Origin of the sequence: Streptosporangium sp. NPDC048047, assembly GCF_040653115.1 — a bacterium.
Taxonomy (GTDB): Bacteria; Actinomycetota; Actinomycetes; order Streptosporangiales; family Streptosporangiaceae; genus Streptosporangium.
On sequence record NZ_JBEZNH010000052.1, the window covers coordinates 1 to 20,884 of the forward strand.

The window sequence follows — 20,884 nt, forward strand, 5'->3', positions numbered from 1 at the left end:
AGCCACTACCGCCGACGAGGAGATCCGCTCCCTCAAAATCTACGAATGTAGTACCAGGCACGTAGCCGGACGAAATATAGCGGATCGGACTCGCGGACTAGAGATCAAGTCCCTGACGATCGAGCTTCAAATTAGCCCATCGCGGGTTACGCGGCGGTGCGCTTTGTCCCAGTCGGTGCGCTTATGTACGGCGCGTGCTGTGTACGGCGGGCGGCCCGCGTTCCCGCCGCTGGCCGGGACCGGCGCCCACGCCGCACGCCCGGCCGGGCGTGCGGGCGGCGGGCCGTGCCGCGGCGGCGAGCGCCGCCGCCTTGATACCCCACAGGAACAATTCGGCAACGCGCTGAAGTACCGTCTGGCTCTGCGCCGGTGCCCGTGTACGTCGGGGATGCGGAGCGGTAGCTTCGCTGTGTGGCTACCTATGAGGAGCAGACGCGCTGGATCGTCCACGGTGAGCGGCTGATCTACGACAACCGGTGGATCCGGCTGGGCCTGGTTGACGTTGCGATCCCGGATGGGGAGCGGTTCGAGCATCACGTAGTGCATCTGGATCGGGCTGCCATCGCGGTGGTGGTCGATGATGAGAACCGGGTGCTCTTGATGTGGCGGCACCGGTTCCTCGCTGACCGGTGGGGCTGGGAGTTGCCCGGTGGGCTGATCGACGCCGGCGAGGACGCCATGACGACGGCGCTTCGTGAGGTGGAGGAGGAGACCGGATACCGGCCGAAGGAGATCGAGCACCTGATCACCTATCAGCCGATGGCCGGCATGGTCGACTCCGAGCACAACCTGTTCCTCGTGCGGGGTGCTGAGCTGGTCGGCAAGCCGACCGGGGAGGTCGAGGCCGATCTCATCGAGTGGGTGCCGCTGGCCGAGATCCCGGACATGATTGCCCGCGGTGACATCTGGACGTCGGGGACGCTGATCGGTCTGTACGCGGCGCGGGACCGGCTCAGTGGAGGGCATGCTTGACCGCTCGGGACAGGTCCCGGATGCGGAGGTGCTGGCGGCGTGAGCCGGTCAGGGTCGCGAGCTGCTCGGCGCGCTGGATATGCGGTAGGGCTGCGTCGGGTTCGCCTTGGGCGAGGAGTGCGTGGCCCAGGTCGCAGCGGAGGCCGGCTTCGGCGCGGTTGTAGGTGCCGTCCATCCCGGCGAGGGCGGAGCGGAGGTCTTCGATGGTGTCGGGGTCGCCGAAGCGGACGAGGCAGTTGCCGCGCCAGCGGGCCAGATGGTGGATGTCCAGGGAGAGGTAGGGCATGCTCGCGTCGCCGCTGCCCTCGGGTAAGAGGGTGGCGGCCGCCTCCAGAGCCGTTCGGCAAGTTTTCTCGTCGCCGAGGATCGCGGCGGCTTCGGCTTCAGCGGCGGCCAGCCAGGTGCGGAGCCGGGCGGGGATGCGGTCGCGGTGGGTGGCGTGGATGTTCTGGAGGAGTTCGGTGGCTTCGGCAGGCCGTCCCATGTCCATCAGGACGTATGCCTGCTCGCCGGAGACGTAGGCGAGGATCGCGGGGTTGTCGGCTTCGCGGGCCGCGGCTTTGGCGTGCTCGTAGTGGTCCCACGCGTCCAGCAGGGCGCCGGTGTTGATGGCCTGCCAGCCGGCCAGTGAGGCGGTTTCGGCAAGAACGTGGGCGAGCTGGGCGCGGATGCCGTGCCGTACGGCGTGGCGGTGGACGCGCTCGACGTGGGTGATGTGCGCCCGCATCTTGTCGGCGATCGCGATTCCGCCGACGCGGCGGTCCATGAGCCGCAGGTTGTTGGTCTCGGTCGTGAGGATCATGACCATGACGGGGTCGATGACAGCGGCGGCTTCGAGCCGGGCGGTCAATTCCTCGATCTGCTCTTGGTGGCCGTCGCTGTGGTCTCCGGTCGGGGAGGCGGTGTCGACGGGGGCCAGGCCGAAGAGCATACGGGCGTGGTCGGGCAGGGCGAAGCCGGTGGCGATGCGCTCGTAGACCTCCAGGTCGGTTACCAGACGCCGCCTATTGATGATCATGCTTACGTGGCCCTGGGCGATGCCGGTCGCGGCGCTGATGCGGGTCTGGCTGGCGCCGCTGTACTTGACGGCGAGGTTGAACAGCCCTGCTACGTCACGCTTTTTGAGGATTTCCCGGTTTTCATCGTGCTCCCAGACCCATGCCGGAATCTCGATGGGGTCGAAAGCGTTGCTGTGCATTCCGTCCTCCGGTCATCAGTCCCCGAGGTGGTGCATCGCTGTAGTCCGTGACTCTATATTCTCGGCGGTATACCTGCGTGGGATAGGGCTGGGAAACCTGCTCGACCATTCTTTCCGGCATGACAACTCCGGTTAAGTGCACCGAATGCGATGGGCGCGGCTGGAAGATCGTTACCCGCCGTGGGTGCGTGGCGGCCAGCGCCTTACACATGGAGCCGTCCGCGCGGGAGGACTGCCTGTACTGCGACGGCCCCAGCCACGTGGTCGAGATGTTCGAGTGGGAGGTGTTCCTCGCCTCCGAGGGGACCGATGAGCTCGGGCCGTGCGGGATCAGCTCGGGGCAGGCCACGGCGATGGACACGCTGCGTGCGACGCTCCGACGGTTGCCGCCCGGCGCCCCGGCCTGGGGGCGCATCACGCACCGGGTCTACGACTTCTGCACCATGCCGGACGACTGGTCGCGGCGGGTCATCTTCCGCGCGACGCTCGACGCGGCCGGCTCGGTGAGGTTCGAGCGCACTGCGTCATGAGCGGCAGATACGAGACCTCAGGGCTTTCCTGTCCGGCGCTGCATCTGCCACCGGCGCAGGAAGGGCATCGGCTGCTGTCGTGGAATGTGCCGCGCCGGTTCGAGCGGATTCGTGTCGTCGAATGGACCTGTCACGAGCATCGGGTGACGTTCTACGAATTCTGCGAAGCGGGCGGGCTGGCGTTCATCCGGCGGACGGTCGCCGCAAAAGGGAAAACGGTCGTCTTGCACAGCGATGCATGGCGGCGCATTGAGGCCCGGTCGATATGGATTGATGTGCTGTCCGGAATGGCGCGATAATCCGGTCGGCGAGTGAGCGTGGGTCCTGACAGGCGCGGCTCCGGCCGGTAGCCTGCTTGAGCAGACAAGTGGAAGAGTGATCGGGCGGTTGACATGAGCATGGACTTCGCCCCGCCGAAGTATGCCCAGGTGATGACAGCGATTCAGCAGCGCATCCGAGATGGCGAGTACGCGCCCGGTGACATGCTGCCGTCCGAGACGCAGCTCGTCCGCGAGTTCGGCGTGGGCCGTACCACCGTCGTGCGGGCCTTGCAGACCCTCGCCATGCAGGGGTGGATCGAGCGGGAACACGGCCGCGGCTCGTTCGTCAAAGGCCGCCCGGAAAGCTCCCCCGACCGCCTGCGGCCCGCCCTGATGGCGACCGAGCAGGCCGAAAGCGCCGGCAGCGTCACCGACGTGCAGCGCGTTGCGGCGCCCCGGCACATCGCCCGTCTCCTGGGCGTGGAAGAGCGCACTCCGGTGATCGCCCGGCGACGGGTATCCCGGCATGGGGGCCGGCCGTCCGCGACCGAGACGGTGTGGGTGCCGCTGGAAGTCGCACTCGGCACCGACCTGGACAAGCCCGAACCGCTCCGGCACGGCATCCGCCAGCACTTGCAAGCGGTCAAGCATCTGCGCTTCGACCACATCACCGAACGGCTGACGGCCCGCAACCCGCGTAAGGACGAGGCCGAGGTGCTCGGTTCGGCCAAGCCGGTGCTCGGGGTGCTGGCCACCGTGCACGACGCGACGGGGACGGTGGTCCTGGTCATGGAGGCGGCCTTGCCGGGTGATCTCCATGAACTGCAGGACGTCTACCCGGTGACCTGATCCACTCTCCCACTCGCTTCGCATAGTCACTTGTGCGGACGAGTGGGATCACCTAATCTCAACTCGTCCGCACAAGTGGACGACCGCCTAAACGGCATTCTCGAAAGGAATGATCATGGCCATCCAGGGCCCCATCCCCGTCAGCTTCGAGCAGGTCTTCCCGCACGGCTGCTACATCGTCGGCGAGGTCGAGCAGGTCAAGGACTTCACCGCCTCGACGAACGGGCGGACCGTCTACGCCAAGGACAAGACCACCGGCGAGCCTGTGTGGCAGGTCGCCGTCATGGACGCCGACCCCACCGTCAAGGCCGGCCAGAAGACGGTCTCCGTGAAGATCCTCGCCGAGGTGCAGCCGGTCCCCCCGGCGTCGCTGCCGGGCCTGCCGTTCGTCCCGGTCGAGTTCGACGGCATGACCGTCACCCCCTACGTCGCCCAGAACACCGGACGGCTGGCCTGGTCCATCCGCGCCCGCACCATGCGCGCACCCCGCGCCACCACCGCTCCGGCGGCCCCCGGCAAGAACACCACCACGACCAGCAAGGAGATCGCAGCGTGAACACCCCTGCCCCGCACATCTACCTCACCGGCGTCCTGCGCAACGGGCTGACCCGCCTGGACCTGTCTTTCAGCACCCCGGACGTCGGCGTGGTGGCGGCGGTGACCACCAGCGGACGGCCGTTTCTGAAGCTGGCCACCTCTGAGGCTCAGGTCACCATCACCACCACCGGCGGTGGACCTGTCACCGCCTCCGATGTCGCCTTGGCCAAGGAGATCGCCGCCGCCGCGGTGCGCTACCTCGGTGACTGCGTCCGCATCCACAACGAACAAGACCCCGGCCCCACCCTGCCCGGCCTGGATGACCTGCCGGGCTGAAACGCACGCGGGGCCGCCAGAAGCGGCAACTTCCGGCGGCCCCTCACATCTCCCCCTGACACCACATCAAGAAGAGGACCCCAGCCTAATGTTCAGGAAACTGCCCGGGGATGAGGCGCAACACCTCGTCTCCACCACCCCCGACACCGCCGTCGTCTTCCGCCCCGCCGTGCTGCGCACCCCGGCGATCGTCACGCTCGTCATCTTCGCCTGGCGACTGCTGGCCGGCCTGGTCCGCCTGCTCTGGCGGCATCCGGTCGCCTCGGCCGTCGTCGCCGCCTCCTGCGCGCTGGCCTGTTGGTACGGCTGGCGGGCGGGGCTGATCTCGATCGCCGCGGCCGTTACCGTGCCGGGGCTGTGGTTCACCCTGCACCGGCCCTCGTTCCTGCGCCTGGTCGGCTGGCGACTGCTGGCCTTCTGGCGCCTGGTCTGGATCTACCGGCGGCACTGGCAACCGGTAATGATCATTTCCGGATTAGGGCGGCACCTGCGCGGCCGGGACTACCTGCCCCGCCTCCTCAGCGTCCGCTGTACTTCCTGGGCCGACGTGGTCACGGTGAAGATGCTGCACGGCCATGCGGTCAAGGACTGGGCCGACCGCCTCGACCAGCTCGCCCACGGCTTCGGCGCCCGCTCCTGCCGCGTCTCCATCGCCCGCGCGGGCCGCCTGCACCTCATCTTCCCTCGCCGTGACCCGCTCGCCACGCCCATGCCCGCCGTCCCGATCCCGGAGACGGCATCGGTGGGGCCGGTACGGGTCGGTACCCGCGAGGACGGCTCGCCCTGGCTGCTGACCGTCCACGGCACTCATGTCCTGGTCGCCGGGGCCACCGGGGCCGGCAAGGGCTCGGTGATCTGGTCGGCCATCCGCGGTCTCCTTCCCGCTGTTCGGGCGGGTCTCGTGGAGATCTGGGCACTGGATCCCAAGCGGATGGAGCTGTCCTTCGGCCGATCCCTGTTCGGGAAGCGCTATGCCTCGACTCCGGCCGACTGCGCCGACCTGCTGGAGGCGGCGGTGGCGGTGATGCAGGAACGCGCCGACCGCTTCGCCGGCCGTCAGCGCAACCACATCCCCACCGTCGATGACCCGTTCGTCCTGGTGGTCGTCGACGAGGTGGCGTTCCTGACCGCTTACCAGTCCGACAAGGGCCTGAAGCTGCGTATCTCCGCCGCTCTGGCGACTCTGACGACGCAGGGGCGGGCGGTCGGTGTCGGCGTCCTGGCCGCGTTGCAGGACCCGCGTAAGGAGGTCATGAACATCCGCAACCTGTTCCCCGACAAGATCGCGCTGCGGCTGGACGAGTCCGAGCAGGTGGACATGGTCCTCGGCGACGGCGCCCGCGACCGGGGAGCGCTGGCCGACTACATCTCCCCCATCCCCGAGCAGGGCGCGGGCGTGGCCTACGTGCGGCTGGAAGCCTCACCCGATCCGATCCGGGTCCGCGCGGCCTACGTCTCCGATGCCGACATCCGCGCCATGGCCGAGGCGGTGACCGCGTGAGGGTCTGCTTCTACGGCACCGACGAAGAGATCAATCGCATATGTGAGCGGTCCGTCCTGGCGATGGTCAGCCCGCGCCGCTCTCAGCCGGTGGTGGCCTTCGAGCTGTTCAACGTCTCGGTGACCACCGACCCTTACGGCTCGCTGTTCCGGCTGGCCGCCGACCTGACCGAAGTGCACCGCGAGGAGGTGACCGAATGAACGCCACAGCCGATCGCAGCCTGACCCGGGCCGAGAGGCAGAAGATGCCCGTCGCCCTGGACGTGGCCGTGGAGGTCGCCAAGGCCAACGGCGTGTGCATCCGGCCCATCCTCCTGCGCCGCCTGGACACTCAAACCGGCACCACCGAGGACGTCAACGTGCCGTGCGGGTCCACCCGGGAGACCGTCTGCCCGCCGTGCGCCCGGCGCAACAAGCAGCTCCGCAAGGCCCAATGCCGCGAGGGCTGGCACCTGGAAGCCGAACCCGTCACCGCTCCGGATCCGGCGACCGAGGATCAGCGGTGGCTGATCGAGTTCCGGGCCGACGTCCAGGCCAAGCGCGATGCCGCCGAGCGCGCCGGGGAGGTGGAGGAGGTCGCCAACTGGGACGCGGCGATTCAGGCCATCGAGGAGGAGATCCGTGCGGCGGGGATGCGCGGCAGTCTGTCCGGCCGGGCGGCTCCCCGCCGCTCCCGCTCGACCCGGCGCCGCCAGGACGCCCCGGACCTGCCCCGGCGGGCCATGCGGCCCACCACGCTCGGGCGGACCTTCACCGGCGCCGAAGGCAAGGTGTTCCGGCCGTCGCTGTTCATCACCCTGACCCTGCCCCCCTACGGCCGCATCCAGGCCGGACGAGGTGTGCCCGTCGATCCGGCCACCTACGACTACGCGCGGGCGGCCCGGGACGCGCTGCACTTCTCCAAGCTCGTCGACCGCTTCGTGCAGAACCTCCGCCGGGTGGCCGGCTACGACGTGCAGTACTTCGCCACCGTCGAACCTCAGAAGCGCCTGGCCCCACATCTGCACATGGCCATCCGCGGCACCCTCCCTCGGGCGGAGGTCAAGGCCATCGCCGCCGCGACGTATCACCAGGTGTGGTGGCCTTCGGTCGGCGAAGTCCGCTTCGACGGAACACACCTGCCGGTCTGGGCTCCGCGCGCAGACCTCCCCGAGGGCCAGAGCTACCCGGACGGTCAGACCGGCGACTACCTCGACCCCGGCACCGGGGAAGTCCTGCCTACCTGGCACGAGGCCCTCGACCAGCTCGACACCGACGACGAGGCCGAACCCCTGCACGTGATCCGCTTCGGTGACCAGGTCGACGTTCAAGGCGTGCTCGCCGGGACCCCGGACGCCGATCAGTGCATCCGCTACCTGTCCAAGTACCTCACCAAGAGCCTCGGTGAGAGTCTCGACGCCGACGACCCGGCCCGCCGGGACCACGCCGCCCGCCTGGTCGAGGCCCTGCGCTACGAACCCTGCTCCCCGGCCTGCCCGAACTGGCTCCGCTACGGCGTGCAGCCCAAGAGCGCCAAGCCCGGCATGACCCCGGGCCGCTGCCGCGGCAAGGCGCACAAGCCCGAACACCTCGGCTACGCCGGACGTCGCGTCCTGGTCTCCCGCAAGTGGTCCAACAAGACCCTCGCCGAACACAAGCGCGACCGCCGTACCTGGGCCCTGGAAGCCCTCGGCCTGGCCGACGACCCCACCGCCACCGACCCGCACCGCTACGTCTGGAAACCCGTCCCGGCCGGCGACGCCGACACCCCCTCGCTCGCCCTGCGGCTGCTGCGCATGGTCGCCGAACGCCAACGCTGGCGAGCGACCCTGCTGGCCCTGGACGCCAGAGCAGACGGACAACAGACTCCGGCGGTCGAGATGCGGGAGGCGGCATGAGCAGCAAGCAACGTGACGAGCTGATGACCGTCCCGGAGATCCTCGCCGAACTGGGCGGCGTCTCCCGGCGCACCTTCTACCGCTGGCGCGAGATCGGCCACGCACCACAGGGGATCAAGCTCCCGAACGGCGAGATCCGCGTCTGGCGCAGCGAGTTCACCGCCTGGCTCGAATCCCTACGGGAGGCGGCATGAGCACCTCCTACGACGTGAAGTTCTGGGAGATCCGCCGGAACGCCTCCAGCAAGACCCCCTCCTACGTGGTCCGCTGGAAGGTCGGCGGACAGGAGAGGTCCAAGACCCTGCGGACGAAGGCGCTCGCCGAGAGTTTCCTGTCGGACCTGCGGCAAGCGGCCAAGCGGGGTGAAGCCTTCGATGTGGAGACGGGCCTCCCGCTCTCCCTGCTGGCGGTCAAGAACGCGGTGACGTGGTTCAGCTTCACCATGGCGTACGTGGACATGAAGTGGTCCCATGCGGCGGCCAAGACGCGCGACAGCCTCACCGATGCCCTGGCGACCGTAACTCCAGCGCTCGTTGACGAGGACGCCCCGGGCCGGCCTGACGTGCGTCTCCTGCGGGAGGCTCTTCGGCAGTTCGCCCTTCCTCCCGCCGCCCGGAAGCTTCCCCGGCCGCAGGAGATCCGTACGGCGCTGGCCTGGCTCGAACGGCACTCGCTCCGCGTCTCAGACCTGACCAAGGTCCGGAACGTACGGCTGGGCCTGGACGCGCTGACGCTCCGGCTCGACGGTGGGGCCGCCGCCGCTACCACGATCGCCCGCAAGCGGTCGGTCTTCTACAACGCCCTTCAGTACGCCGTGGACCTGGAGGGGCTGCCCGCCAACCCGATCGACAAGGTGAAGGCGTGGAAGCCCCCGAAGGTCCGGGAGGTGGTGGACCGGCGCGTGGTGGTCAACCCGGCTCAGGCGCGGGAGCTGCTCACGGCGGTGACCTACGTCGGTCGGCTCGACCGGGGGCGGCACCTGCGCGGGTTCTTCGCCTGCCTCTACTTCGCGGGCCTGCGTCCGGCCGAGGCGCTCGGGCTCCGCATGCAGGACTGCCACCTGCCCGAGAGCGGTTGGGGCCGACTGATCCCCGCCAAGTCCAAGCCGCAGGCCAACAAGAAGTGGACCGACAGCGGCAAGGTTCACGACGACCGCGGGCTCAAGCACCGGGCCAAGGATGAGGGCCGTTCGGTGCCCATCCCGCCGGAGCTGGTGGCCATCCTGCGAGAGCACCTCGACGAGTTCGGCGTCCACGAGGACGGCCGGCTGTTCCGGACCTCGCGCGGTGGGGTGATCTCCATCGGGACCTACTGCGAGGCGTGGAAGGCGGCGCGGGCCTTCGCCCTGACTCCGGAGCAGCAGGCGTCCCCGCTGGCGGCCCGGCCGTACGACCTGCGGCACGCGGCCGTGAGTCTGTGGCTCAACGCCGGGGTGGCGGCCCCCGACGTGGCCGAACGGGCGGGACACGGGGTGGACGTGCTGCTCAAGGTCTACGCGAAATGTATCGACGGCGGCACCGAGCGGGCGAACCATCGCATTGACGGCGTGCTGGCGCTGTGAGGGATGCGTGATGGAGGGGCTCCGGGGGACCGGGGTCCTTCTGTTTTTCCGGGCCGACCTGGGGAAACACCGTCAAGATCATTCCGCGTATATTCCGCGACCACCGGCCGAGAGCCGCTTACGGCGGCATCCGGCTGCACACCCCCGAAACAGCCAACGGCGCCCGACCGAAGGGAATCCCCTGGTCAGACGCCGTTTCGCGTGGTGAGCGGAGAGCGTGAGATTCGAACCCACGAGGACCGTCGCCGACCCTAGCGGCCTTGCGACTCAAGCTACAACTGTGGCAGCTGTGAGCTTTCTAGAGCTCCCACCACAGGACGCCTGTGATAGAAGTGGGGGATGGCGGGGTAACGCTAACTATTGACCAATACTGCACGCTCGTCCCGCTGTAGATCGGATTGCCGACAGACCATAGCAGTCATGACAAAGGCCACCATGGCCTGACCGACTTAGATGTTAATCTGTAGTCGGAATTCAGAGTTGTTCGAGGCAGCCGGGCCTGTGGCGATGGGTGCGGCTCTGCGGCGACCCGAGGCTTTCCGGATTAAGTGAAGCAACTCCAGTCATTCACGGGTCGTGAGCTGAGCGAGTACCGCCATCACCTCGACGGCTCCTAGCACGGCGGACCCGGCCTCGGGTGCGTACAGGGTCAGGACGATGACGAGGATTCCGATCAGCAGGAGGGCTACGAGACGAACGCTGATCTGTTCCATGAGGACTTACCTTCCATGTGGTGCCAACTGGTGTGCAACAAGCATGGACGCCGGATGAGCAGTCTTGACAGCCCAGGACAGTCACTGACGACATCGACCACAAATAGCCATAACATGACGACATGTGACTGATTTAATCGATGACGCTTACAGGCATTAGAATATAAAATTTACAGACTCTGACGCGCAAAAATCATGAGAGGAAATAATGGCAGCAGCGCAATCATGGAAAAAGCCAAACCTCGCCAACCAACCTTTCTTGAAGAAGCTTAATGATGAGTTACACGATTTGCGACTAGACGCAGGGCTTCTCTCAGCACGAACGATTCGAAACCGAATCGGGAAGGACGAAGAGGGCTACTGGATTGTGAACCACCAGGCAGTGCTAGACATCTTCCAGAAGCCAGAACTCCCGGCGTGGGAACGCCTCGAAATTATCGTCACCGCCTTAGCCGAAGCGGCCCGACGCAACGATATAGACGGCGAAGCAGCTCGATTCAAGGAGTTATGGACACAAGCTGCCACGGAAACAATTACACAAGCACCGGTACGACCTTCAATAGATTCCACGGACTCTAGCAGCAATGATGAAGAGCGTGGCTCAGATGAAACTTTCGATGACCTGTTTATGCAGGATATCGGGGATGCATCACAAGCGCCGACGGACAGCACCGATACTCCCAACAGCCCTGACCACATCGCTGCTGAGCAGTTCAATCATGCGGAAGAGTCTCTGAAAGGGCTCATCATCAATGCAGCACAAGCTCTATGGCATGACAAGGACGCACTGAGGGTTTTCCTTGGCGTGGTCCGCCGCAGTAAGGGATTCGCGAATATGGCTAACGCGATAGAAGAGCAAAGGCCAGCGAATGCAACATTCTACGGCGTGAAGAGCCGAGAATTCGAAGTTAAACCCTCCCCCGCGCGATTAGAGCTGATTCGGCTGCGTAACGCTATTGACGCGCACAGACTAAAATGGAAGTGGTCCTTCACTAGCATGGAGGAGCGAACGGGGGTTTCCGCTGATGCATGGATTCACTGGTACATTCACGATGAGTTGCCCAAGCGCGAGGCGCTCGTTGCGTTCTCTCACGCAGCGCACCTGATGCCGGAGGATCACATTCTGCTGCTCGGCCTCTGGGACGCGGCTCACGATGCGTTGGAAAGGCAAAAGCGGTCTGACATTATTCCATCTCGCATCAGCTTCGACGAGGCATGGGCGATGCGTGATCAGGCGGCGTCGAAGCTGTGGGCGCTAGCCGGTGTTGGGGACGACGGCCTGACTGTTTATGGCCCTGATCTGGCATTAGGCATAGCTCCGGCGTTCGTCGTGGCTGGGCCAACCGGGTCTGGCCGCTCAACGGCGCTCGTGAACATCTCGCGCTCGCTGCTCAAAGTTGGCACCCGCGTTGTGCTGGCCGCGCCTAGGCCGTCTCCCCTGAGGGAACTAGCCGATCGGGACGGCGTGGTGGCCTGCTTTGTCGGGGATGACATTGGGCACGACGAGTTCAAGGAGACGCTGTCGACCGCGTCAAGCGAGGAGCCAATCGTCGTTGTTATGGACGACGCGGAGATCCTGGGAAAATGCGATGCCCGACGCTTGCTGTCAGATGTGTTGCGGCGCGGCTTCGACAAGGGGGTAGCGTTGGTCCTTGGCCGCGAGGAAGATGATCTCCAGTCAAGCTCTTATTGGCTGCACGAAGTGCAGAAAGCCCACCGCGGTCTCCTTCTGTCCCCCCAAACACAGAACGCCGGCGATCTGATCGGCCTCAAGATCGGAAGCTCCATCACCAGCAGTCCTGTTATGCCTGGCCGAGGTTGGCTCCACCTGGGGGACGGCAGGATATTGGCGGTGACAGTTCCATATTAAGGGTCAGCCTAGATCGCTAACCTAGAAACGTTGATCGGTTTCCGAGTCAACGCAATCGCCAATGCTCTGCAATAGGGAATGATCGACAACGGTGGCCAATACATGTGACCGACTGGCAGCGAGAGGAAGTCTGGCTGTAGCCCGGAGCGTGCGTGCGAAGTGCGGCACGCGGCCGTGAGACTGTGGCTCAACGCCGAGGTGGTGATCCCGACGTGGCCGAAGGGGCGAACCATCGCATTGACGGCGTGCTGGCGCTGTGAGGGACACGTGGTGGAGGGGCTCCGGGAGGCCGGGGCCCTTCTGCTTTTCCGGGCCGACCTGGGGAAACACCGTCAAGATCATTCCGCGTATATTCCGCGACCACCGGCCGAGAGGTGCTCAGAGCGGCATCCGGCTGCACACCCCCGAAACGGCCAACGGCGCCCGACCGAAGGGAAACCCCTGGTCAGACGCCGTTTCGCGTGGTGGGCGGAGAGCGTGGGATTCGAACCCACGAGGACCGTCGCCGGCCCTAGCGGTTTTCAAGACCGCCGCCATCGTCCACTAGGCGAGCTCTCCCGGCCGACACGCCCGAAGAACGTGTCAGATTGCACCTTAGCCTCTCACCGCAACCGGCGCGTCCCCGACTCGGTGGCGCTCCGCTCCGACCGCGGGCCGGAAACCCGGGGGCGGCTGTCCGAAAGCCGGAGCCGCCGTCCGGATCAGGGTTGCGGCACCTGCTGTGCGGCGAAGCCGTCGCCGACGGAGGCGGCCAGCCGCAGGTAGGCGTCGCGGGTGGCCGGCTGCAACCGCTCCAGGTCGATCTCGGCGCCTTCCTCCAGGTGTGGGTCGTAGGGGACGCGGATCACGGCGCGGCAGCGGGCCGCGAAGTGGGCCTCCAGCCGGTCGAGGTCGACGGTCGACTTCGACCTCGGACGGACGCTGCACAGCACCACGGTGGCCGAACGGACCAGGTCCTCGTAGTGGTGGGCCTCCAGCCAGTCGAGGGTCGCCGAGGCGGCGCGGGCGCCGTCCACGGACGGGGAGCTGACCAGGACGAGCTGGTCGGCCAGGCCCAGGACTCCCGACATGGCCGAGTGGAGCAGACCGGTGCCGCAGTCGGTGATGCAGATCGAGTAGAAGTTCTCCAGGACCTGCGCCACCGCCTGGTAGTCGGACGCGCTGAACGCCTCCGACACCGACGGGTCGCGGTCGGAGGCGAGGACCTCAAGCCGCGACGGCGCCTGCGAGGTGAAGGCCCTTATGTCGACGTAGCGCTTGATCTGCTTGCGCTCGTTGAGCAGGTCGCGGACGGTCGCGGAGGTCTCCAGCTCCAGTTTGTCCGAGAGGGTCCCGCGGTCGGGGTTGGCGTCGACCGCGATGACCCGGTCGCCGCGGATCTGGGCGAGGGTCGCGCCGAGACCGACCGTGGTGGTGGTCTTTCCGACGCCGCCCTTCAGGCTGAGTACGGCGACGCGGTGGTGGCCGGTGGCGACCGGGGTACGGGCCCGGGTCATCAGCTCGCCGCGGCGACGGACCTCGGGCGACTCCCCGGGCTTGATCAGGCCCGCGGTGGCCCGGTAGACCAGCTTGCGCCAGCCGCTGGACGGCCCGTTTCGGCGGCCCCGGAGCAGCGAGTCGGGGTCCAGGCTGTCGGCCGACGGCCTGGACGTGCCCGGGGACTGCCGGGAGGGGGCGCTGAACGCGGGCGGCGGGGCCGAGTGGCGGCGGCGCGGCTGGTACGGCTCCCGCAGCTCCTCGTCCTCGTAGTCGTCCTCGTCGGGGAAGAAGGAGTTGCCCCGGTCGGAGGAGGCGGAACCTCTGTCCTTGCGGGAGGCGGCGAGCCTGTCACCGCGGCCGGCGGGCCGGTCCCGCCCGGGAGCGGAGGGCCTGTCGCGGTCCTGTCCGGGAGCGGGGGGCCTCTCTCGATCCGGGGCGTCCGCCGGAGTGGCCGAGGTCGCCGAGGCGGCCGGGGCGAACGGCCGCTCATGGTGCTCCGGCGAGAAGGGAGCCTCCCCGCGGGGGGCGACGTCGCGGTCCCGGCCGAAGGCCGTGTCACGACCGGGACCGGTCTCGCGCTCGGAAGGTCCGCCACGGCCGACGCCCTGCTCGGGAGACGGGCCGTCCCCGGTGCGGCCGGAGGGGCCGGAAAGGCCGAAGGCGGTGTCCCGGCCGTCTCGACCGTCTCGATCATCCGGGGACGGCGCGGGGGCCGTGTCGTCCCGGGGAGCCGAAGGCGCGTCCCAGCCCCCGGCGAAGGGCGAGGGGCCGGAGGGGTCGGAGAGGCCGAAGGCGGCCGGGCCGAACGAGCCGGGGGTCGGCCGTTCCGGCGCGCCGGGCTGTGGCCGGTCGGCGCCGAAGGCGACGGGGGCCCCGAACGGGCCGGGGGCACCGGGGTTGGGCGGCTCCGAACCGGGCCGCTCCGAACCGGGCCGCTCCGAACCGGGCCGCTCCGAACCGGACGCCTCCGAACCCGGCGTCCCGGCGGCGGACGCCTCCGGCTCCGGCTTCCCGGACCCGGAGGTCTCCGGGCTCGGCCTCTCGGACCCGGGGATCTCCGGCCTCGGCGCCCCGGAGCCGGGGGTCTCCGGGCTCGGCGCCCCGGAGCCGGACGTCTCGGGTGCTCGCCGTACGGGGTCGGTGACGGCCGGCTCCGCGGCGGCGTCCGGCTCGGCGGCCCCGGGACCGGGCCGGTCGCGGTCCCGGTCGGCGCCGCGGGACTCGAAGCTCCCGAAGGAGAACCCTTCGAGCTTCGGAGCCGGGGGCCTGAAGGGTTCGAGCGAGGACTCGGCGGGGTCGGCAGGGGTCCCGGCGAGCTCGAACGGCTCGGACACGGGCCCAGAGGATCCAGAAGGCCCGGAGGACCCGGACGCGGATCCCGAGGGTCTGAAGGGTTCGAGCGGAGGCTCGGTGGAGGCCGTGGAACGACCGGTCTCGGCGGGTTTGAAAGGTTCGAGGGCCGGCTCGGCGGCCTCAGAGGACCCGGTGGTCCGGGCGGCTCCAGAAGATCCGGAGCCGGCGGGGTCGTCGGACGGCCGTTCGAGAGCGGGGCCCGTGAACGACGGCCGTTCGAGGGCGGGATCGGTGAAGGACGGCCGTTCCAGGACGGGGTCGGTGAACGATGGCCGCTCAAGACCCGGGTCCGTGAACGACGGCCGCTCGGGGTCCGGGCCGGCGGACGACGGCCGCGCGGAACCCGGGTCGGTGAACGATCCCCGGCCGAGACCCGGGTCGGTGAACGACGCACGGTCGTCGTCGGCGGGGAAACGGAGGTCGGGCCGGGTGAAGTCGCCCGTCGCGGAGCCCTCGGCGTCGTCGTGCTCCTGACGGGGCAGCGGCCTCAGCGGGGCGAGGAAGCCGTCGTCGTTCCGGGGGAAGGACGACGGGGAGGACGAGGGAGAGGACGGCGAGGAGGACCCTCCGAACGGCGGCACCGTGAACGCGCCCGCCGCCGTGCCCGCGCTCATCCAGTCCGCCGCGTCGGCGTCCTCGGCCGGGTGACCGCCCGTGCCCGGGGAGGTGTCCGAGGGCGCGTAGGCCGAGTCGACGGCGGCACGGAGGAGTTGCGCCGAGGTGGTCTCGGGCTCGGGCTCGGCGGCGACCAGGCCCCAGGGGTCCCTCGGGTACGGCGAGGCCGCGGTGGGGTCGTCCACCGCGTTCTTTGCCGGTACCGGGGGTACCTCCTCCTGTTCCTTGATAGCGTCGAGCCAGGCGAGCTGTTCCTCGAGAGATTCCTCACGATCGTGCCTTGCCACCGTGTTCCCCCTCGGGATGGGCGTAAAAGGGCAGCAAACACATAGCAGGTTAACGCCCTGTGTTCACATCATCGCGGGCAACGGCCAAGTTCGCCCACCGGATAGCTTGGCTCACATGCACGCCATCGTGATCGATAAACCCGGCGGACCCGAGGCGCTGTCGTGGCGGCAGGTGCCCGATCCGCGTCCCGGCCCAGGTGAGGTCCTCATCGACGTGGCGGCCTCGGCCGTCAACCGTGCCGACGTGATGCAGAGACAGGGACGGTACGACCCGCCGCCGGGCGCCTCGCCGTACCCGGGGCTGGAGTGTTCCGGGGTGGTCGCCGAGGTGGGTCCGGCCGTCGAGGGCTTCCGGCCGGGCGACCGGGTCTGCGCACTGCTGACCGGCGGCGGCTACGCCGAGAAGGTCGCCGTGCCCTGGCAGCAGGTCATGCGGGTGCCCGGCGGCGTGGATCTGGTGGAGGCGGCGGCGCTGCCCGAGGTCGCCTGCACGGTGTGGTCCAACGTCTTCATGACCGCGCGGCTGAGGAAGGGCGAGACGCTCCTCGTCCACGGCGGGGCCAGCGGCATCGGCACGCTGGCCGTACAGCTCGCCAAGGCGTTCGGCTCGCGCGTGGCCGTCACCGCCGGAACGGACGAGAAGGTCGCCCGCTGCCTGGAGCTCGGCGCCGACGAGGGCGTCAACTACCGCGAGGAGGACTTCTCCGAACGGATCCAGGCGGATGTGATCCTCGACATCATCGGCGGGAGATATCTGCCCGCGAACATCAGGGCCCTCAGGACCGGGGGGCGGCTGGTCGTGATCGGCATGCAGGGCGGCTCGAAGGGTGAGCTGGACCTGGGTGCGCTCCTCGCCAAGCGGGCCTCGGTGCACGGCACCACGCTACGCGCGCGGCCGGTGGATGAGAAGGGGGTGATCGTGCGCGGCGTCGTGGACAACGTCTGGCCGCTGGTCGACGCGGGCGTGATCCGGCCGGTGATCCACGCCCGGGTGCCGATGAGCGAGGCCGCCGAAGCCCATCGGCTCATCGAGACCGGGGAACACGTCGGGAAAATTCTGCTAGTAGGTTGAGGGCTATGAACGCTGAGGAGAGCACTCCGCACATCGTGGTCGTGGGGCCCCAGGGCGCGCAGGTCGAGCAGGACGGAGAGGGTCGCTCGGTCGCCGATCTGGTGGAGCAGCCCGCCAAGGTCATGCGCATCGGCAGCATGATCCGGCAGCTCCTCGAGGAGGTCCGGGCCGCCCCCCTGGACGAGGCGAGCCGCAAGCGGCTCAAGGAGATCCACCAGAGCTCGATCAAGGAGCTGGAGGACGGCCTGGCCCCCGAGCTGGTCGAGGAGCTGGAGCGCCTGTCGCTTCCCTTCGCCGACACCGACGGCACCCCGCCGAGCGACGCGGAGCTGCGCGTCGCGCACGCCCAGCTCGTCGGCTGGCTGGAGGGCCTGTTCCACGGGATCCAGACCACGCTCTTCGCCCAGCAGATGGCCGCCCGCGCCCAGCTGGAGAACATGCGCAGGGCGCTGCCCGGCGGCGTCTCCCTCCAGCAGGACGGCGGCCACCAGGGCAGCTCGGGCCCCTACCTGTAAAGCCCTTCCGCCCGCGGGGGCCGTCGGCCCACACGCGGGGCCTCCGGCGTCCGCGGGACCGGGACTACCGGTAGAGGCCCTCCAGCACCTCGGCCACCCCGTCGTCGTCGTTGGCCGCGGTCACGTGATCGACCGCGGCCAGCACCTCGGCGTGGGCGTTGGCGACGGCGTAGGAAGTGCCGGCCCAGCGCAGCATCGGCAGGTCGTTGGGCATGTCGCCGAAGGCGATCGCGTCGGTCCGCCCGACGTCCTGGGTCTCGGCGAGGGCGGCCAGCGCGGTGGCCTTGGTCACGCCCCGGGCGCTCATCTCGATCAGTGCCCGCCCGCTGGAGTGGGTGGGCGTCACGAGGTCGCCGACCAGCTCGCAGACGGCGTCGTTGAGGACGTCGGGGTCCATCTCGGGGTGCAGGGCCAGGAGTTTGGCGCAGGGCCGCTCGGTGAGGGCCGCAGCCTCGACGAGCAGCCCGGCGGTCCGGCTGTCGGCGCGGTCGAGGCGGAAGTCCGACTCGTGGGCGTACCCGCCTTCGTACTCGACGGAGAAGGCCAGGTCGGAGAACTCCGCGCGGAGCCTCCCGACGACCTCCCCCAGGATGTCGGGGGTGATGAGGTGCGACTGGACGACACGCTCGGTGTGCAGGTCGTAGACCAGGGCGCCGTTGGCGCAGATGGCCAGTCCCCGGTGGCGTACGGCTCCGGCCACCGGGCGCATCCAGCGAGGTGGTCTGCCGGTCACGAAGACGAGTGTGGCGCCGGCCTCCTCGACACGTGCGAAGGCGGCGACGGTGCGGTCGGAGACGGTTCCGTCCGAGCGCAGTGCGGTACCGTCGAGGTCGGTGGCGACGAGGCGGGGGCTTCCCATAACAGGTCCAGTCTGCACCGTGCCGCCCGATGCCACGCCACGCGGGACTCGCCTGAGATGAACTTCCTCATGGCGGGAACACCCATCCGCGGGATAGTGTTAGATGTGATGGCGTTGTATTAGCTGAATCCCGTTGTGAAAACCAGTTTGACTGAACCACCCCGGGGCGTGCTGTACGACACATGGGGTTCACGAGGTGTGAATCCCGAAGTTTCAAATCCTGAGGGAGAGCTTTAATGGCTCAGGGAACCGTCAAGTGGTTCAACGCTGAAAAGGGCTTCGGCTTCATCGCGCCGGACGGTGGCGCACCGGACGTCTTCGTCCACTTCTCCGAGATCCAGGGCTCCGGCTACCGGAGCCTCGAGGACGGTCAGCGTGTCGAGTTCGAGATCACGCAGGGCCAGAAGGGCCCGCAGGCCTCGCAGGTCCGCGCCGTCTGACGCATAGACCTCTGTAGAGGGGAAGGCGGGGTTCGCTTCATGCGAACCCCGCCTTCGCCGTTTCCGGACAGCTTCGCGAGTTCCGGACATGCATGGCCGCCCCTTTCAGGCACCCCTTAAGCCTTTTCTCCTGCCCTTCCTGCCGCCTTTCCATCGCCGCCGATCGCCCCTCCGTCGTCGGGCCTCCTCCGGCGTCGGTTCCCTCCTCCGCTCCATGCCGCCTCCTCGCCCCTGAGAGCGCCGCTGAGGGTCTCGCCCGGCGTGGACGACCGGAAGGGCCGGTGGCCGCCCACAGACCTCTCGTGGGCTCATGGAGACGATCTCCGACGGGACGGCGGGACGGTCGCCCCCGGAGCCGTGGATCCCCACTCGTGCGCACCACCGTCCGTGTGGCGGAAATCACCGGCCGACGGCGAGTGCCGAGCCTCATTCCGGCGGCCGGAAGAGGCCCTTGCGCCCGCTTCGGGCTTCCGCCGGAGGTTTCCACTGTTTCCAGGAGGGCGAGACCGCGCGCTCGCCGTCCGCTCCCCTTGACCGGGGGCATGACGACGAGGGCCCCGCCGGGGTCGGCGGGGCCCTCGGGCCGACGGAGTCGGAAAGGAGCCGGAAGAGCGAGAAAGACCGAAAAGAAGGTCAGGCGACCGTTATGTGTTACTTGACGGGTTCGAGGATGTCGAGGCCGACATAGGGACGCAGGGCCTCCGGGACCACGACGGAGCCGTCGGCCCGCTGGTGGTTCTCCAGGATGGCGACGATCCACCGGGTGGTGGCCAGGGTGCCGTTGAGCGTCGCCACGGGCTGGGGCCTGCCGCCCGCGTCGCGGAAGCGGACGCCCAGGCGGCGGGCCTGGAAGTCGGTGCAGTTGGACGTCGAGGTCAGCTCGCGGTAGCGGCCCTGGCTGGGCACCCACGCCTCGCAGTCGAACTTCCGCGCCGCGCTCGTGCCGAGGTCGCCGGCCGCGGTGTCGATGATCCGGTAGGGCACCTCGACCTTGGCGAGCATCTCCCGCTCCCAGGCGAGCAGCCGCCGGTGCTCGTCCTGCGCGTCCTCGGGACGGCAGTAGGAGAACATCTCGATCTTGTCGAACTGGTGGACCCGGATGATGCCCCGGGTGTCCTTGCCGTACGAGCCCGCCTCACGACGGAAACAGGAGGACCAGCCGGCGTAGCGGTACGGCAGCGCCGCGCCGTCGAGGATCTCGTCGGCGTGGTAGGCCGCCATCGGGACCTCACTGGTGCCGACCAGGAACAGGTCCTCCTCCGGCAGGTGGTAGACCTCGCTCGCGTGCGCGCCGAGGAAGCCGGTGCCCTTCATCGACTCCGGCTTGACCAGCACCGGCGGGATCATCGGGACGAACCCGGCCTCGATCGCGTGCTGCATGGCCATGTTGAGCAGGCCGAGCTGGAGGCGGGCGCCGGCGCCCTTCAGGAAGAAGAACCGCGCGCCCGAGACCTTCGCGCCGCGCTCCATGTCGATCGCGCCGAGCAGCTCGCCGAGCTCCAGGTGGTCGCGCGGCTCGAAGTCGAAGGACGGCTTCTCACCGACCTCCTCCAGCACGACGTAGTCGTCCTCGCCGCCCTCCGGAGCGCCCTCCTCGACGAGGTTGGGCACGGTGTAGAGCAGCTCGTCGAGCTCCCCGGCCAGCTTCTCGGCCTCGGTCTCGGCGGACTTGACCTGTGCCGAGAGGTCCTTGGCCCGGTCGAGCAGGGCGGCCTTCTCGTCGCCGGAGGCGCGGGAGACCGACTTGCCGATGCTCTTCTGCTCGGCGCGCAGCGCCTCGAAGCGGCTCAGCGCGCCGCGCCGCCGCTCGTCGAGGTCGAGCAGCTTTTCGACGACGGAGTCGTCCTCGCCGCGGGCACGCTGCGACGCCCGTAGCCGGTCGGGATCCTCACGAAGGGTACGCAGGTCAATCACAGGACAAGGCTACCGATGCGGGGCACGCACCCGCTCACCTATTGCCCCGGTCACTCCGGGCCCCTTCGTTCCGGCTCCTCCCACCTGGACGGATCCACCGGGCCGGAAGGACGGACCGGCCCGCCGGGAGGGATCCGGCCCGTCCGG

20 protein-coding genes and 1 tRNA gene are annotated in these 20,884 nt (G+C 68.5%); 15 read left to right on the plus strand and 6 right to left on the minus strand.

Going from position 1 to position 20,884, the window contains the following annotated elements; genetic code table 11:
- Positions 1-411: 411 nt before the first annotated feature.
- On the plus strand, positions 412-972 hold the full coding sequence (locus AB0D67_RS31045) for an NUDIX hydrolase (protein ID WP_362943943.1): 561 nt from the start codon (positions 412-414) through the stop codon (positions 970-972).
- Here AB0D67_RS31045 and AB0D67_RS31050 read toward each other — a convergent pair.
- The gene (locus AB0D67_RS31050; RefSeq protein WP_362943945.1) at positions 953-2,170 is read right to left on the minus strand and encodes an XRE family transcriptional regulator; all 1,218 of its coding nucleotides are present in this window, start codon (positions 2,168-2,170) and stop codon (positions 953-955) included. The two genes, AB0D67_RS31045 and AB0D67_RS31050, sit on opposite strands and share 20 nt — an antisense overlap.
- A 209-nt stretch (positions 2,171-2,379) precedes the next feature.
- Here AB0D67_RS31050 and AB0D67_RS31055 point away from each other — a divergent pair, with 209 nt between their 5' ends.
- The 10 genes from AB0D67_RS31055 to AB0D67_RS31100 all read left to right on the plus strand — a co-directional run bounded on the left by AB0D67_RS31055 (position 2,380) and on the right by AB0D67_RS31100 (position 9,620).
- Positions 2,380-2,700, plus strand: coding sequence for a hypothetical protein (locus AB0D67_RS31055; RefSeq protein WP_362943947.1), 321 nt, complete (start codon positions 2,380-2,382; stop codon positions 2,698-2,700).
- The gene (locus tag AB0D67_RS31060) at positions 2,697-2,999 is read left to right on the plus strand and encodes a hypothetical protein (protein ID WP_362943949.1); all 303 of its coding nucleotides are present in this window, start codon (positions 2,697-2,699) and stop codon (positions 2,997-2,999) included. Before AB0D67_RS31055 ends, AB0D67_RS31060 begins: the two co-directional genes overlap by 4 nt.
- A 93-nt stretch (positions 3,000-3,092) precedes the next feature.
- Positions 3,093-3,809, plus strand: coding sequence for a GntR family transcriptional regulator (locus tag AB0D67_RS31065; protein ID WP_362943951.1), 717 nt, complete (start codon positions 3,093-3,095; stop codon positions 3,807-3,809).
- Between the two features lie 115 nt (positions 3,810-3,924).
- A complete protein-coding gene (locus AB0D67_RS31070) occupies positions 3,925-4,365 on the plus strand; it encodes a plasmid replication, integration and excision activator (RefSeq protein ID WP_362943953.1) in 441 nt (146 codons plus the stop codon).
- Positions 4,362-4,682 carry a hypothetical protein gene (locus tag AB0D67_RS31075; RefSeq protein WP_362943955.1) on the plus strand — a complete coding sequence of 107 codons (321 nt, stop codon included), beginning with the start codon at positions 4,362-4,364 and terminating at the stop codon, positions 4,680-4,682. The genes AB0D67_RS31070 and AB0D67_RS31075 overlap by 4 nt, the downstream gene beginning before the upstream one ends.
- A gap of 88 nt (positions 4,683-4,770) precedes the next feature.
- Positions 4,771-6,183 (plus strand): FtsK/SpoIIIE domain-containing protein, encoded by a 1,413-nt coding sequence (locus AB0D67_RS31080; protein WP_362943957.1) that lies wholly within the window; start codon positions 4,771-4,773, stop codon positions 6,181-6,183.
- On the plus strand, positions 6,180-6,383 hold the full coding sequence (locus AB0D67_RS31085) for a hypothetical protein (RefSeq protein ID WP_362943959.1): 204 nt from the start codon (positions 6,180-6,182) through the stop codon (positions 6,381-6,383). The genes AB0D67_RS31080 and AB0D67_RS31085 overlap by 4 nt, the downstream gene beginning before the upstream one ends.
- Complete coding sequence (locus AB0D67_RS31090; protein WP_362943961.1) at positions 6,380-8,059, plus strand: replication initiator; 1,680 nt, start codon at positions 6,380-6,382, stop codon at positions 8,057-8,059. The genes AB0D67_RS31085 and AB0D67_RS31090 overlap by 4 nt, the downstream gene beginning before the upstream one ends.
- The gene (locus AB0D67_RS31095) at positions 8,056-8,253 is read left to right on the plus strand and encodes a helix-turn-helix domain-containing protein (RefSeq protein ID WP_355635656.1); all 198 of its coding nucleotides are present in this window, start codon (positions 8,056-8,058) and stop codon (positions 8,251-8,253) included. Before AB0D67_RS31090 ends, AB0D67_RS31095 begins: the two co-directional genes overlap by 4 nt.
- A complete protein-coding gene (locus AB0D67_RS31100; protein WP_362943964.1) occupies positions 8,250-9,620 on the plus strand; it encodes a site-specific integrase in 1,371 nt (456 codons plus the stop codon). The genes AB0D67_RS31095 and AB0D67_RS31100 overlap by 4 nt, the downstream gene beginning before the upstream one ends.
- Before the next feature lie 563 nt (positions 9,621-10,183).
- On the opposite strand, the gene AB0D67_RS31105 is transcribed toward AB0D67_RS31100, so the two are convergent.
- On the minus strand, positions 10,184-10,333 hold the full coding sequence (locus tag AB0D67_RS31105) for a hypothetical protein (protein ID WP_362943966.1): 150 nt from the start codon (positions 10,331-10,333) through the stop codon (positions 10,184-10,186).
- Positions 10,334-10,541: 208 nt separating this feature from the next.
- Between AB0D67_RS31105 and AB0D67_RS31110 the strand changes: the two genes are divergently transcribed.
- Positions 10,542-12,203: an ATP-binding protein gene (locus tag AB0D67_RS31110; protein WP_362943968.1), complete on the plus strand. Its 1,662-nt coding sequence runs from the start codon at positions 10,542-10,544 to the stop codon at positions 12,201-12,203.
- Positions 12,204-12,672: 469 nt separating this feature from the next.
- Here the strand turns inward: AB0D67_RS31110 and AB0D67_RS31115 are convergent.
- Together AB0D67_RS31115 and AB0D67_RS31120 are read right to left on the minus strand one after the other, a co-directional pair.
- Positions 12,673-12,761: transfer RNA gene (locus tag AB0D67_RS31115), tRNA-Ser, on the minus strand.
- Positions 12,762-12,904: 143 nt separating this feature from the next.
- Positions 12,905-15,835: an AAA family ATPase gene (locus AB0D67_RS31120; protein ID WP_362943970.1), complete on the minus strand. Its 2,931-nt coding sequence runs from the start codon at positions 15,833-15,835 to the stop codon at positions 12,905-12,907.
- A 217-nt stretch (positions 15,836-16,052) separates the two neighbouring features.
- Between AB0D67_RS31120 and AB0D67_RS31125 the strand changes: the two genes are divergently transcribed.
- Both AB0D67_RS31125 and AB0D67_RS31130 read left to right on the plus strand, forming a co-directional pair.
- Entirely contained in the window at positions 16,053-17,009 is a 957-nt protein-coding gene (locus AB0D67_RS31125) for an NAD(P)H-quinone oxidoreductase (RefSeq protein WP_362943972.1), read from the plus strand.
- 5 nt (positions 17,010-17,014) lie between these two features.
- Positions 17,015-17,524, plus strand: a complete 510-nt coding sequence (locus AB0D67_RS31130) for a bacterial proteasome activator family protein (RefSeq protein ID WP_362943974.1) — start codon at positions 17,015-17,017, stop codon at positions 17,522-17,524.
- 64 nt (positions 17,525-17,588) lie between these two features.
- On the opposite strand, the gene AB0D67_RS31135 is transcribed toward AB0D67_RS31130, so the two are convergent.
- Positions 17,589-18,383, minus strand: a complete 795-nt coding sequence (locus AB0D67_RS31135) for an HAD family hydrolase (RefSeq protein WP_362943976.1) — start codon at positions 18,381-18,383, stop codon at positions 17,589-17,591.
- A gap of 236 nt (positions 18,384-18,619) precedes the next feature.
- On the opposite strand from AB0D67_RS31135, the gene AB0D67_RS31140 reads away from it, so the two are divergent.
- Positions 18,620-18,823: a cold-shock protein gene (locus tag AB0D67_RS31140; RefSeq protein WP_179821289.1), complete on the plus strand. Its 204-nt coding sequence runs from the start codon at positions 18,620-18,622 to the stop codon at positions 18,821-18,823.
- Positions 18,824-19,474: 651 nt separating this feature from the next.
- On the opposite strand, the gene serS is transcribed toward AB0D67_RS31140, so the two are convergent.
- Entirely contained in the window at positions 19,475-20,737 is a 1,263-nt protein-coding gene (gene serS / locus AB0D67_RS31145) for a serine--tRNA ligase (RefSeq protein WP_362943978.1), read from the minus strand.
- Between the last annotated feature and the right edge of the window lie 147 nt (positions 20,738-20,884).